Source organism: Paenibacillus montanisoli (assembly GCF_003268025.1).
Taxonomy (GTDB): domain Bacteria; phylum Bacillota; class Bacilli; order Paenibacillales; family Paenibacillaceae; genus Paenibacillus_Z; species Paenibacillus_Z montanisoli.
The window spans coordinates 402,485-416,098 of the sequence record NZ_QLUW01000001.1; the positions used below are offsets into that span (position 1 = coordinate 402,485).

A 13,614-nucleotide genomic window follows, 5' to 3' on the forward strand; every position below is an offset into this window, starting at 1 on the left:
CACAATTCGCCCAACTCTGATTACATTGATCTCCATAAAGTGCTTGTTACGTTGTTTATTATCTTCGCCTTCTTGGGTACTTGAGATAAAATCAGAGTTACATTTAATAAATCAACTGACGATCCCAAAGCATTAAGGAATATAAGAAAAATAATAGTCGGATTTAAACATCCAAAAGCCCCTAAGATTAATGGCAGAACAATAGAAAGTACTAAAAATGGTGCTATTGATATTAAAATATATCGCATCCGAGACATTATTTCCTCTGTATATACAAACCCGCCGAAATGAATTCCTATTCCTGTATTAGTGGATTTCAAAAAATTAGGAATCAGAATCAGATGGATCAATTCATGTATTAGAACTAGTAATAAAATAGAAATTATAGTTAAAATATTGAAATTTAAGGTTATAGAACCTCCTTGAAAACCATAGTCCTCCATGCTAACCGGTAAAAATATCCTCGTTAAAATGATCGCAATCGCACCACCTAGAACCATGAAAGGAACGGAAAATAGTATAGCTATGAAGTGGGATTTGGGTTCTTTTAGTTTTACCCATTGCAGGAGAAATAGTTTAGCTTGTTTTTCTGCATCAGCTTTAGGTATCTGAAAAGTGATCTTCACTCTCACTAACCTCCTAAATGCATGTAATTTATATTTTCAGAGAGGGGATTTCTTATAACGTCTTATGTATGGACTTCGTAAAGTATTCGCGAAGTGGGTGTCTCGATTATGCTATCGTTACCCGCTAGTTTGAATGATCGGCGGCACAAACACGCCCCGACCAGCCTCATGGAATACGTTAAATAACGATGAAATTGACCCCATAAAGTGATAAGGCTAATTTTCTCGCCACTTTTTGAGATGCAAGATTTTCCCACGAGGTACTGTATAATGGAATACTTCCCAACTTTCGCACATCCATTGCCCATACGGCGACAACTGCCGCGGCATATCCCCTTCCGCGAAACGCATTCAAGGTCTCAAGTCCCGCTTCATGTGCCTTGGATGTGATGCGAACGCTGCGGCAGATCGAGACGACCCTGCTCTCGTGCACTAGCGCGATACAGGGTTGCACATATTCAATTTCCAAGGTCAGCCATTCGAAACCGTCAAGCAAAAATTCCGCTATATTTTCCCTGGTGATGCTTACCACCTGCATTTTCGGCGTGGCTTCACCGGGGATTATATAACAAGGTCCCATCGTGAATCGTTCCCCTTGGAGGAGGTTCATATAGGCCTTGAAATTTTTTGGTTTCGTCTGAATATCCCTCGCGATCGGTTCGTCAGCACACAATTCCTCCAGTTGCTCGACAAGCATCTCCGGGACATCATACCGAAACCGACAGAGAGTCGTTCCCTCTATAGTCCGTCCTAAAAAAAACCGGGGGGCGGTGGCCGCTCCGGACCAGGGCTCGTTTATCGCGATTAGCCGCATGTTGTGGTCATGCGTAAACAGCGCGTCAAGATGAAGCTCCATCAGCTCATGGGCGGTTGGTTTGATTTCTTCCCGATCAGTCATGCTTCCTTCCCTCCAAATAAGAATGAACTGCTTTCGTTGTATCTCACTATCAATAATACCAATATATCCAAAGATCGTTCTGTGAATAATTTAATATAATCGAATTAGCCTGCAGTAACCTAAATAGCGTCTTTTTGGGCATAAATGATACGGTAAGAATCAACGTTCAAAGTGATTAAAAAAATAGGTAATCTTGCTTTCACTGAGTAGAAGGACGCGATGAATATTGAGATGGTGGTGGGAATGTCATTAAGAGAACGGCGATGATCATCGTTTTTGGCGTAGTTGTATTAATCGGGGGTTTAGTCTTGAAAGCAAAGTACATGTTCAATCCAATCACTTTTAAGCAAGATGAAATAACAAGATACGAATGGCATGCTTATGAATATCCTGCTCAGATTGAGTATTTAACCTATGAGGATGATAAAGGCTGGACAAAAAAATCAATCCTAAAAGATAAAAATGAAATTCTTTATATTTTTGGACAAATGAAGAAGAATCAGGAGATTGTCAGTTCCCAATCGGATTTTTTTGATATACGGAAGGACATGGGGAAAGAAAAGCTGGTCATTATCAGACACTTGGAATCCGAAGAAAACGGCGAAGGGCCTATACTGTTTCAATTTCATTATTACGAAAATGGGCATGCTGCTGACATAGAAGATAGAGAGAAGTTTATTCCGATTTCCGATGAACTGAAGGAACGGTTAAGAAAAAGGACCAATGCCATCTCATGAAGAGATGACATGGTCCTCTAGCCGATTTATTGCTACTTCTGTGGTTGCATGCCCATACCGAGCCATTCTTCCTTGGATGGTCCGTACATACCTGCGACCGGAAGACCGGCCTGCCGCATCAAGACGGTAAGCTGTCCGCGATGATGGATTTCATGTTTGAGGAAACCATACAGCACATAACCAATTGTCCACTGATTCTCGTAAAATTGGATGGTTTTATGAAGCATATCGTCAGTCAGCTGCTGTTTCACGGCTACTAGTACATCATTAGCTGTCTTACGATAGGATTCGGCGATCGCGCGTGCGGAGACCGGCTGTTCGTAGGGGTCTACGGCATGGATGATCAACCCCGTTGGAGCTAGCTTTCCGGCAGTGGCTACGATATGCCATGCCAGATAACCGAGCGTTCGATGATCAGGCGCTATTTTCTGCTTTAGGGAAGCATCCGTAAATGAGTCGAATTGTTTCTGAGTCGAAGCGGACTCCAGCCGGTATTCATTAATAAAGCTTTGCACATTTGTAAACATGGGATAGCCCTCCTAATTTTTGCTGTTAACTGAACCGCATGATCACCATCAAGATAAATAAAATGAAGAGAGCAAGCAATTCGAGAAGGGTATACGCTTTGACCAGAGATAGCTGTTTGGTGAATTCCGGCGTGCCTGGCGTTAAGGTATTCAGTTTCATATGAGTGGGACTCATCACGCCTAGACCCCAAAAAAAGAGGGCGCATGAAACGACAAGCGAAGCGATCCAGGTCCACCCATAGGTAGACGGCAGGTCATCGAGGACGCCGGATGCGATGCCGAGGATAATCCCAGAGAGTATGGTCATTATACTTACGGGAATTAAGGCGCGGCTAACTCGTTTGCCTAATGCGCCCATCACCGCGGCTTGTTTCTGCGGATCGAGGCTTGCAATCGCCGGCATAAGTATGAAATCCGCACATAGCACGGACCCGAACCAGAAGACCCCGCACAATACATGAAGCCCTGTCAAAAACATCAGCATAATCAGTTCACCTCCGTATTCTCGGGATTACCGAGCAACGAAATTTTGCCTTCCTGAAACTCAGTATAGATCGCTTGCCGATGCATAGATATTGTCCGAAGGTAGTAATAAAGTAGTAAACCGCAGTACTCCGCAGTACTCCTCTTTAGTGACGCCACTTTTATGGCGGGAATCGAGAGTTTATAAAGGAGGATGGGGTGCATGAGCGAAGAGGGCTTTAAAGAACCGCTTCTCAGCGAAATCGATCGTTTAGAACAGCGCTTCCTCGTCGGGAGGGATGGAGAGGTTCGTCTATTCCATGACCGGTTATGTTCGAATTCAGGCGGTATCATAAACCTCTACGGAACCGGAGGGGTAGGTAAAAGTTATTTGTTGAATGAATTTCGCAGGATTTCCTTATGTGCCGGAAAGAAATACTTGCAGATTGATTGCCGAGCCTTGTCTAGAAATCCGGCAGATTTTCATTACCACCTGCTTCGTCTAGTCGGCGACCCCGCTCTCTCTACCGTGCAAACGAACGACATCGGCCATTTGACGGACAGCTGCGTCAACGCGATTCGAGCCTATGCAGGCGATGAAATGCCGATACTGGTTTTAGATACATTCGAGGCGATCGGTGAACTGGAGTATTGGCTGAGGGAAGAGTTGTTGTCACGGTTGATGCCGGATATTCTCGTGGTCGTTTCCGGAAGATTCGCCTTGCAGGGGGTCTGGATAGCATCGCCGGGATGGCGGCAGCACATTACCCGCATGCCGCTTGCAGAGCTTGATTTTAAGGCGGTTGGTCAATATTTGGAGCGATCGGGGATTTCGATTGAAGGTAGTCTGCAGCACATCTGGGCAAGAACCAAGGGTCATCCGTTGACGCTTTCGCTGCTCGTAGCGACCATGTTGGCTGGGGCTGAATCTCCAACTGCGTTTATGGACGACAAAGATGTGTTCCCTCACGTGGTCGCGAATTGGCTCCGGGAAGCTCCCGATCCGGAGATGCGCGAGCTAGTGGAAGCGGCGGCCATATTGCGGGAATTTAACCACGAGCTATTAAATTTTGTGCTCGAGAAACGCGTGACGAGCGAACAATTTCATAGATTAATTACCTATTCTTTCGTTCAGCGGGTTGAGCGAGGATGGTTGCTTCACGATTTGCTCCGCGATGCGGTCGGCATTGCGTTTCGCCGCAGCAGTCCGGATTTACATAATCGGCTTTGGCTGCGCGCGGTTACCTATTATACCGAGAAAATAAAGCGGTCAGCAAAGAAAGGTGCGGCCGCCCGGGAAAATACCGAATTTCGCTATTATATCGCGAATCTATTCATTCCGTTTATGTTATACCGGCAGACCATTACCTATCATGTGGAGCAGCTGCACCCAGCAAACTGGGCGGAAGCGGAACAGTACCTGGAAGAGCGATTAGTAACGGCTAAAGACAGAAGTGCCGTATTCGTGGATCGGAAGACCAACGAGCAATTCACCTTTGTGGTAACAGCCAAGGAGAGCCTCTATACGTTAAAGCACATTCGATTAAAAGAGCTGTACGAGATAGACCCATCTTGCATCAAGCTTTTTCGCGACGAGAAGGGCAAGATTATCGGTCTAATGGAATTCATCCCCATCAATGAGCGTACGATGGAATATTTGATGTCCCGGCCTATTTCCTCTTCATATTTTAATCAGATTTCGGAAGCCGAGCGAAAAGCATTGTGCGTGCCCGGTCATACCATAGCCGGGTATTTTGTTAAAACGCTCGACATGTACGATCTTTTCGATCCGGGCATGATGCTTGCGACGGTGTCTACATTCATCCATTATCTGTTGACGGCGGGTTACGTGGTAGCTACTTCAATCTCGAATCCGATAACCGATTCGTTTGCCGACAGTTTGGGATTAGAGAAGACGACTATCGTACATTACGACTACGATGGACAAACGCCGATGCCTTATCGCGTATTGGATACGAGAGGAAATAAAATCATGAACTACCTGAATAAAATGATCACTTCTTTTGGGTTGTCCGAAACGAAGGATGAGGATAAGGATGAAGTGAAGCCGAAAGACCGGCTATCGATTCGGGAAAGAGAAGTCGTAAACCAGTTAATGAAAGGACGCTCCAACAAGGAAATCGCGAACGAGCTATTCCTCAGCGAGACCACGGTAAAAAAGCACCTAACTAACATTTTCGATAAGCTGGGCGTTAAAAATCGGGCGCAGCTGATTAGCTTGTATAAAGGGGATTAATTCGTTACCCATTTGACTGGATTTCTCGATGGAAAAACAAATAACCGCCAAACGGCGGTTTAGGCTGTCGGGAAAGCCTAGAGGGTCTAGCCTTGAAACGTCTAACGGACATGGATGTCCGTTAGACGTTTTTTTATCGAATAAACCGGATGTAACGGTCACGTATGTCCGTTAGAATCGAAAAACATGATTTTTTCGAACAAATGCCTGTTGAATGAATGGAGGAAGAACGAACTGAAAGGAAGGTAATCATCTGCCATGTACGAAATCGAAACCGAGCGCTTAACGTTAAAGATGTTTGACTTCAATCGAGATCTCGATGCTTATTCAAAGGTGATGGGTGATAAGGAAGTAGGGCGATGGCTGCCGAAGGGAACAGGCTACTCCCTGGAGGCTACCGAACGCCTCATTCGCTATTTCATCGAACATTGGAATACTCGAGGCTACGGAACATGGGCAATTTATCGAAAAGATACGGATACGTTTCTTGGCCACTGCGGTTTGAACTACGTTGCAGACCTTGGGGAGACAGAACTATTGTATGCCTTTGGCGCGCATGCAAGAGGTCAAGGGTTTTGTACGGAAGCAGCCGCCGCGGCGATTCGCTGCGGGTTTTCAAATGCCGGTCTGCAGTCCATAATCGCTCTTGCCAAGCCGGACAACGCGAAATCAATTCGGGTGATGGAAAAGTTGGGGATGACGTTTAAAGACCGGATTGTGTTGAAAGGCATGGATCTCGTTATGTATAAGGTACTTAAAGCAGCAGTCGGCTGACAGTCATTTCGTAAGATAAGGCTAACCAGAAGTATCGGATATGCCTTATCTTATGACCGAAAGTAGAAGTGCCTTATTTTTCCGGTGTCGAACACCGTTGACAACTTACTTACTAGTAAGTTAATATGTGAATGTGAAAACGCACTTGAATCTGTCGCTGGTCCGATTGATTACTACTTTCAGAAGAATAGAGGGATTTTGGCCAATGTAGATCATCCGTACGCATTGTTTATCAACTAGTAAGTAAAGTTACGTTCTGGAAAAACGAGCTTGACGTATAATCACCGCTCTAGAGTATAAAATAAAAATGATCAAAGGGAGAGTTAACAAATGATGAAAATTGAAAAGAAATTGTACACAGCTACTGTAAACGTTCAAGGTGGAAGAGATGGCAAAGCGGTTTCCACCGATGATAGGCTTCACGTTGATTTGAGATATCCTAAGGAATTAGGCGGTAATGGAGCTGGAACAAATCCGGAGCAATTGTTCGCAGCAGGATTTGCTGCATGCTTTGAAGGTGCGATTGGTGCCGTTCTTAGACAGAAACAAATTAAAGCGGACGGGACAACAATTGCTTCTCATGTTACGCTCGGCAAGGATGCGAACGACGGCTATGCCCTGGCAGTTACGTTGGACATCACAATTAAAGGCCTAGAAATTAGCGTCGCTGAGGAAATCGTCGCTGAGGCGCATAGGGTTTGCCCTTATGCCAAAGCAACTCACGGCAATATCGAAGTCATTTCGAACGTTATTGGTTAACTGGCGCACAGTTAAGATGTGGTACGTAGGCATATCTAGGTGACAAAAAGCCAGAAGCGGCAAATTGACGCTTCTGGCTTTCACTTTCGCCCAAAGTCGGCGAAAGTGATGAATGAAGAGCTCTCCGAGCACTACATTCGCCCAAAGTCGACGAATTTGATGTATGTAGAGCTCACCGGGCACTACATTGGCCCGAAGTCGGCGAAGTTGCTGAATGAAGAGCTCACCGAGCACTACATTCGCCCAAAGTCGACGAATTTGATGTATGTAGAGCTCACCGAGCACCACATTCGCCCGAAGTCGGCGAATGAGCAGAATGTAGAGCTCACCGAGCACCACCACGATTTGTGCCAAAATTCGATTTTATTACTAAATAGTTTGATTCAAAAAAAAAGCGGTAGTCTAGGGCCTAGATCATTCCTGGACTGTCGTTTCTTCTTTTTATTTATATTTTAATCAATATTGTTTGGATTAATCTATCCCAATACTCTGAGCGTGGCTGCGTCCACCGAAGAGCAATTGGCTCGATTCAGGAAGTGCGGAAGAGCTTCAGAGTGGGGTTGCACGATTTAAAATCTAAGAAACAATGATCAAAACAGCCCCCAATAAAGGGGCTATTTATGTTTTATTTGCCATTTGCCCGCGCTACATTACCAAATAATGCTTGCCAATCCTAATTGTTAACCTTATAATTCGATTGTGGTTAACAATTAAAGTAATGGTTGGTGTTGCCTATTCATTTCGAATATGAACGGCTGTCCGCCCTGGACAAAGCACACTTGTGGCATCCTTTCACTCAGATGAAAGATTATATGGGAGCAGATCCCCTAATAATCGAACGGGGGGAGGGCGTTATGCTTTATGACGTTCAGGGTCGCGGTTATTACGATGGGTTTTCATCCGTATGGCTGAACGTTCATGGCCACAACGTGCCTGAACTGAATCAAGCGGTCATGGATCAACTGGCGCGGGTGGCACATTCCACGCTGCTTGGAATGGCAAATGTTCCGTCCATAGAGCTAGCGACGAAACTGGTACAGATTGCTCCTCCCGGCCTGAACAAAGTGTTTTATTCGGATTCAGGAGCGACTGGTGTTGAAATCGCGATCAAGATGGCATTCCAATACTGGCATAATCGAGGCATACCTAAAAAGAAAACGTTCATTACCATGAACCATGCTTATCATGGAGATACATTAGGAGCGGTCAGCGTCGGTGCCATTCCGTTGTATCATGAAGTATTCCGTCCAATGCTGTTTCCCGCACATGTGATTCCTTATCCTTATCCATACCGACACGCAAATGGTGCCGCGGGCGCGATGGAGGAGACGCTTGAACGTTTGCGTACGCTGTTGAAGGCGAAATCCGATGAGATTGCGGCGATGATTGTAGAGCCGATTGTTCAAGGTGCCAGCGGTATCGTTGTGATGCCGCCCGGATGTTTGAGCGAACTAGCCGAGATATGCAAACGTTATGACGTGCTGCTTATCGCAGATGAAGTGGCGACAGGCTTCGGCCGGACGGGCGAGATGTTTGCCTGCGGGCATGAAGGCGTTTCGCCAGATCTCATGGTCGTCGGCAAAGGACTAACAGGCGGTTACTTGCCTGTCGCGGCAACGCTAACTACGGATGAGGTATACGAGGCTTTTTACGCCGATTATGAAGAGCAAAAAACGTTCTTTCACGGTCATTCATTTACGGGGAACCCGCTTGGCTGTTCCGTTGCGTTGGCGAGCTTGAAACTGATCGAAGATCGGCGTGTCATCGAAAGCGTAGGTGCGAAAGCCGGGTTTGTCGCCCGAAAGCTTGCAGGATTAACGGATTGGCCGAATATTGGCGAAGTCCGGCAGAAGGGACTGATGATCGGGATCGAGCTGGTTCGGGACAAAGCAGCACGGGAACCGTATGACTGGGCTGAGCGCATTGGCGTTCAGGTATGCATGAGAGCCAGAGAGATGGGGATGCTGACCCGGCCACTCGGAAATGTAGTCGTGTTTATTCCTCCTCTAGCCAGTACGGAACCTGAGCTTGATGCGATGACAGAGATTTTGGTTCAGTCTATTCGCGATGTAACGGAAGGACGAATAGGATGAGTCGATTTAAAGGATTGTTTGTCACGGGGACCGATACCGGAGTCGGCAAAACGGTCATAACCGCAGCGGTGGCTGCGGCACTTCGCGCCGAGGGGTTCAGCGTCGGCGTCTGGAAGCCTGTTCAGTCCGGAGCACGTTTGGGCAGCGGAGAGTCTGATGCTGAACGTTTAATAATAGCTTCAGGAATTGAGGATACACCGGAGGCGGTGGCTCCTTTTACATTTGAAGCGCCGATTGCTCCGATACTTGCAGCGCAGCAGGCTGGTATCACGTTAACGATGGAAGGCTTGTTAGCGGGAGGCGATCCACTCGCAAGCCGCTACGATGCGCTCGTGGTGGAGGGAGCGGGAGGAGCTGCCGTACCTTTAACTAATCTAGAAATCGTTGCAGATTTGATAGCAATCCTTCAAATGCCGGTCCTGATTGTCGCCCGATCCGGTCTTGGCACCATCAACCATACCTTATTGACGGCGATGTTCTTGCGGGAACGCTCCATCCCGATTGTAGGCGTTATTTTGAACGAAGGAGAAAAGGCGGCCCATATGACGATTGAGGATCCCAGTCATACATCCAACGCGGAAATGATCGAGCGCTACGGAGGTTTGAACGTGTTGGGGCGGTTTCCAACGCTGCAAACAGAAGCCGCCGGGGAAGCTTTGGCAGCTATTTGTCATCAGCATATTCAGATGAAGCCGATCCGGGAGGCGATCGGTTTACATATCTAACGTAAGAAGGCGATGGTGGTGATCATGAACACGAAGCGTACAGATTGGACCGAATACGCTCGCAAATCGTTGGCAGGAGAATGCTTATCGATTGAAGAAGGCTTAGCTTTGCTTGAAGCAGACAATCGTGAAGTCCTTTCGATTTTACAAGCGGCGTTCATGGTGCGTGAGCACTATTATGGAAAGAAGACGAAACTGAATATGATCATTAACGCAAAAAGCGGTCTCTGTCCGGAAGACTGCGGCTATTGCTCGCAATCGATCGTGTCCGCCGCACCTATCATGAAATATTCGATGCTGGACAAAGAAACGCTTGTTGCCGGCGCCCGTGAGTCGCTTGCTCGCAAAGCGGGAACCTATTGTATTGTAGCGTCAGGGAAAGGTCCTACTGACAAGGAATTGGACCAGGTGTTGGAGGCCGTCAGAGAAATACGCAAAACCATGCCTCTCAAAATTTGCGCTTGCCTTGGGATCTTGAAGGAAGGTCAAGCGGAAAGATTGGCTGAAGCTGGCGTACATCGATATAACCACAATTTAAACACCAGCAAAAGCAATTATCCTTCTATAACAACCACTCATACCTATGATCAACGAATAGATACGGTGGAGATGGTCAAAACGCATGGCATGTCCCCCTGTTCAGGCGTCATTATTGGCATGGGGGAAACCGATCATGAAATCGTCGAAATGGCTTTCGCGCTCCGGGAGCTCAATGCCGATTCGATCCCGGTCAATTTCCTGAATGCGATTCCCGGCACGCCGCTTGCTAGCGCGGGCCGAACTCCCGCAATGAAAGCATTGAAGGTGTTGGCGCTGTTTCGATTTATTTGTCCGTCGAAGGAAATCCGTGTCGCCGGAGGACGCGAGGTGAATCTGCGGACACTGCAGCCTCTATCTCTTTATGCGGCGAATTCCTTGTTCGTTGGCGATTATTTGACAACAGCGGGACAGGAAGTGACCGTCGATCATCACATGATCGAAGATTTGGGCTTTGAGATCGAATTGTGTGCCCTATAACTGCGGAGGAGCTTGAAATGAACTGGATGGAGAAAGAGCTTGAGCGCTTGTCCGGACAATCGCTGGAGCGATTTGTCCACGCTAGCGAGCCTGCTCGGGGATTTCCCGGCTATTTGATTCGGGGTGATAGAAGGCTTCTCAATTTATCATCGAACGATTATCTGGGCCTATCCGGCAATAGGGAAGTCGTCGAAGCGATGCGTCTGGCGCTGGAAAGAGAAGAGGCAGGCTCGGGCGCTTCCCGCCTTGTAACGGGGAGTCGGCAGGCGAATGAACGTTTGGAGCAGGCTCTTGCCGCATGGCAGCAAAGCGAAGCCGCGCTTGTATTTGCAAACGGCTATATGGCGAACGTCGGGGTGATCAGCGCGCTGGCAGGACGAGGCGATGTCATTTTCAGCGACCGGTTAAACCATGCCAGCATCGTGGATGGCATTAGGTTAAGCCGGGCGGAGCATGTTCGGTATCGTCATAACGATCCTGAACATCTGAACGATTTACTTCAAAAGCACCGTCACGCCCGCCGTAAATGGATGATCACCGATTCCGTGTTTTCCATGGATGGAGATAAGGCCCTGCTGCACGAACTCGTTGAGTTGAAAAAAGAGCACGGAGCTCTGCTAATGGTGGATGAAGCGCATAGCGGAGGCATTTATGGCCACCGTGGGGAAGGGCTGGCTAACCAGCTAGGCTTGCATAAGGAAGTCGACGTTCATATGGGCACGTTTAGCAAGGCATTCGGCGTCTATGGTGCATACGTCAGCGGGAGCAGTACGCTCATTCGCTGGTTGATCAACAAGACAAGGTCGCTCATCTATTCAACGGCGCTGCCTCCTGCGGTCATCGCGGGGGTGGAGAAGGCGCTAACCATAGTCCAAGAGGAGAAATGGCGGCGCGACAAGCTTGCTGCCTCCATTCAAGTGTTCAGGTCCGCGCTTGCTGAGGCAGGTTTTACCGTCGGCAGAAGCGACTCTCCGATCATTCCGGTAATCGTCGGGGACAATGAATCCGCTTTGCGATTTAGCAGTATCCTTGAGGATTTTGGCATTTTAGCGGCTGCCATTCGACCTCCTACCGTGCCTGAAGGGACAGCCCGGCTCCGTTTTTCCCTGTCTGTTGCCCATGCCGAATCAGAGCTCCTTCATGCTGCCGATCGCATCCGTCAGGCGGGAATGTATGCAGGGGTCTTGAAGGAATGATTCGATCGACAACGGAACATGCGACATGCGGGACGATCCTATGGCTGACAGGGTGGAGCATGCCGGCTGCGATATTCAGCGGTCTTCAAGCGAGGTTGCCGGGATTTCAGCATGTCAAAGCGGATTATACGGCAGTTCATACAGCAGAGGAGATGCTCGCCCTGACCGAAAACGCAGCCAGAAATAATAAGGGAGCGTTGATTGCCGGATGGTCTCTCGGCGCATTATTGGCACTTAGGCTAGCAGCCAATGGGTTGGCGGGAGGGCTGCTTCTTATTTCGGGAACCGCCGGTTTTATCCGTCCGCATGGGGTCTGGCCAGATCTACATGTGCGTCAGATGATGACCTCGATCATGCAGAATCGTCATGCGGTCGAGACTAAGTTTCGTAAGCTGCTTTTTACGGATTCGGAACGGAAGGCCGGAATGGAGGAGCTGCTTCCGCAAACCGGCAGTTGGACAACCTCTGCATTAATCGCGGGACTGAACGTTTTGCGCAGCGAAGAATACCTGTCAAGGTTGAACCAAATCAAGTGCCCGGTTCTTCTCATTCATGGAGTTGAGGATACCGTCTGCCCTTATGGAGCGGTAAAGGAACTAAGCGTGAAATTGTCTCAAGCAGCGTTAGTGACGCTAGAAGAAAGCGGTCATGTGCCTTTTCTAGGGAAAGAAGAGGCAGTAGCAACGGCTGTAAGGAGATGGTGGAATGCATAATAGATTCATTCAACGGAATTTTAACCTGAGCGCTGCATCAGGCAGCTACGATACTCATGCCCTCATACAGCGCGCAATGGCGGAATGGCTTTCCGAAACGATTGAAGATAGAGGACCGGATCAGCTTGAAATACTCGAAATCGGATGCGGAACCGGTCAGTTCACCGAACTGCTCATTCAACGATGTCCAAGTTCATCGATATTGGCTATGGATATGGCGCCCGAAATGCTTGAAGCGGCCAAAAAGCGGCTCAAAGCGACTTCGGACGGCCAGGTTCCGTCGGTTCGATTTATTCAGGATGACATCGAATCATGGATCGATAACGTGCCCGCGGCATCGTTTGACTTGATTGTCTCTAACGCTTGTTTACAATGGTTAAACAATCCTATGGCGACCCTGTGCGGCCTAAAACGGCTGCTTCGCCCGCGAGGCCGACTGATGTTTACCACATTCGGAGATCGGACATTTCGTGAATTGCACCTTTCGTTTCATGATGCATATCTGCTTCAAGGCCTATCCCCACAGCGACATACTTTGAGAATGCAAAGCATGCGTCAATGGGAGGCCTGGCTTAGCGATTGCGGCTTTTCAGATATCCGATGCAATCAATCCGTTCAGGTTAAAAGTTACCCAACCGTGCGGAATTTTCTGCACTCGGTCAAAGCGGTTGGGGCAAGCGCGTCGGCAGCGAATCCGCCTCGATATTTCTTGCGTCGTCTTTTTCGCGACATGTATAACATCTACGAAGAGAACTATCACCTGACAGATGGCATTGCCGTGACTTATGACCTGTTACGGTTTCAAGCTGATTCTGATAGTATTAACTGAC

At 47.9% G+C, this 13,614-nt stretch carries 15 protein-coding genes; 11 read left to right on the top strand and 4 right to left on the bottom strand.

Annotated elements, in window-relative coordinates; all coding sequences use genetic code 11:
* Positions 1 to 20: 20 nt before the first annotated feature.
* Both DL346_RS01860 and aac(2')-IIb read right to left on the bottom strand, forming a co-directional pair.
* Positions 21 to 626, bottom strand: a complete 606-nt coding sequence (locus tag DL346_RS01860; protein ID WP_112880393.1) for a DUF3267 domain-containing protein — start codon at positions 624 to 626, stop codon at positions 21 to 23.
* Between the two features lie 178 nt (positions 627 to 804).
* Entirely contained in the window at positions 805 to 1,524 is a 720-nt protein-coding gene (aac(2')-IIb, locus tag DL346_RS01865) for a kasugamycin N-acetyltransferase AAC(2')-IIb (RefSeq protein WP_112880394.1), read from the bottom strand.
* A 263-nt stretch (positions 1,525 to 1,787) separates the two neighbouring features.
* On the opposite strand from aac(2')-IIb, the gene DL346_RS01870 reads away from it, so the two are divergent.
* The gene (locus DL346_RS01870; RefSeq protein ID WP_112880395.1) at positions 1,788 to 2,261 is read left to right on the top strand and encodes a hypothetical protein; all 474 of its coding nucleotides are present in this window, start codon (positions 1,788 to 1,790) and stop codon (positions 2,259 to 2,261) included.
* A 32-nt stretch (positions 2,262 to 2,293) separates the two neighbouring features.
* Here the strand turns inward: DL346_RS01870 and DL346_RS01875 are convergent, their stop codons facing one another.
* The gene (locus DL346_RS01875; protein WP_112880396.1) at positions 2,294 to 2,788 is read right to left on the bottom strand and encodes a DinB family protein; all 495 of its coding nucleotides are present in this window, start codon (positions 2,786 to 2,788) and stop codon (positions 2,294 to 2,296) included.
* A gap of 25 nt (positions 2,789 to 2,813) precedes the next feature.
* A complete protein-coding gene (locus DL346_RS01880) occupies positions 2,814 to 3,272 on the bottom strand; it encodes a DUF1772 domain-containing protein (protein WP_112880397.1) in 459 nt (152 codons plus the stop codon).
* Positions 3,273 to 3,473: 201 nt separating this feature from the next.
* Here DL346_RS01880 and DL346_RS29695 point away from each other — a divergent pair, with 201 nt between their 5' ends.
* The 10 genes from DL346_RS29695 (at position 3,474) to bioC (ending at position 13,613) form a co-directional block, all read left to right on the top strand.
* The gene (locus DL346_RS29695) at positions 3,474 to 5,507 is read left to right on the top strand and encodes a helix-turn-helix transcriptional regulator (RefSeq protein WP_165822338.1); all 2,034 of its coding nucleotides are present in this window, start codon (positions 3,474 to 3,476) and stop codon (positions 5,505 to 5,507) included.
* 258 nt (positions 5,508 to 5,765) lie between these two features.
* Positions 5,766 to 6,281, top strand: coding sequence for a GNAT family N-acetyltransferase (locus DL346_RS01890; RefSeq protein WP_112880399.1), 516 nt, complete (start codon positions 5,766 to 5,768; stop codon positions 6,279 to 6,281).
* 330 nt (positions 6,282 to 6,611) lie between these two features.
* Positions 6,612 to 7,040, top strand: coding sequence for an organic hydroperoxide resistance protein (locus tag DL346_RS01895; RefSeq protein WP_112880400.1), 429 nt, complete (start codon positions 6,612 to 6,614; stop codon positions 7,038 to 7,040).
* Between the two features lie 39 nt (positions 7,041 to 7,079).
* On the top strand, positions 7,080 to 7,496 hold the full coding sequence (locus tag DL346_RS01900; RefSeq protein ID WP_112880401.1) for a hypothetical protein: 417 nt from the start codon (positions 7,080 to 7,082) through the stop codon (positions 7,494 to 7,496).
* Positions 7,497 to 7,768: 272 nt separating this feature from the next.
* Entirely contained in the window at positions 7,769 to 9,133 is a 1,365-nt protein-coding gene (gene bioA / locus DL346_RS01905; protein ID WP_420849531.1) for an adenosylmethionine--8-amino-7-oxononanoate transaminase, read from the top strand.
* The gene (gene bioD, locus DL346_RS01910) at positions 9,130 to 9,858 is read left to right on the top strand and encodes a dethiobiotin synthase (RefSeq protein WP_112880402.1); all 729 of its coding nucleotides are present in this window, start codon (positions 9,130 to 9,132) and stop codon (positions 9,856 to 9,858) included. Before bioA ends, bioD begins: the two co-directional genes overlap by 4 nt.
* A gap of 24 nt (positions 9,859 to 9,882) precedes the next feature.
* Complete coding sequence (gene bioB, locus DL346_RS01915; RefSeq protein ID WP_112881728.1) at positions 9,883 to 10,875, top strand: biotin synthase BioB; 993 nt, start codon at positions 9,883 to 9,885, stop codon at positions 10,873 to 10,875.
* A gap of 17 nt (positions 10,876 to 10,892) precedes the next feature.
* The gene (gene bioF / locus DL346_RS01920; protein ID WP_112880403.1) at positions 10,893 to 12,071 is read left to right on the top strand and encodes an 8-amino-7-oxononanoate synthase; all 1,179 of its coding nucleotides are present in this window, start codon (positions 10,893 to 10,895) and stop codon (positions 12,069 to 12,071) included.
* Entirely contained in the window at positions 12,068 to 12,784 is a 717-nt protein-coding gene (locus DL346_RS01925; RefSeq protein WP_112880404.1) for an alpha/beta fold hydrolase, read from the top strand. Before bioF ends, DL346_RS01925 begins: the two co-directional genes overlap by 4 nt.
* Positions 12,777 to 13,613, top strand: coding sequence for a malonyl-ACP O-methyltransferase BioC (bioC, locus tag DL346_RS01930; RefSeq protein WP_112880405.1), 837 nt, complete (start codon positions 12,777 to 12,779; stop codon positions 13,611 to 13,613). The genes DL346_RS01925 and bioC overlap by 8 nt, the downstream gene beginning before the upstream one ends.
* The last annotated feature ends 1 nt before the right edge of the window (position 13,614 follow it).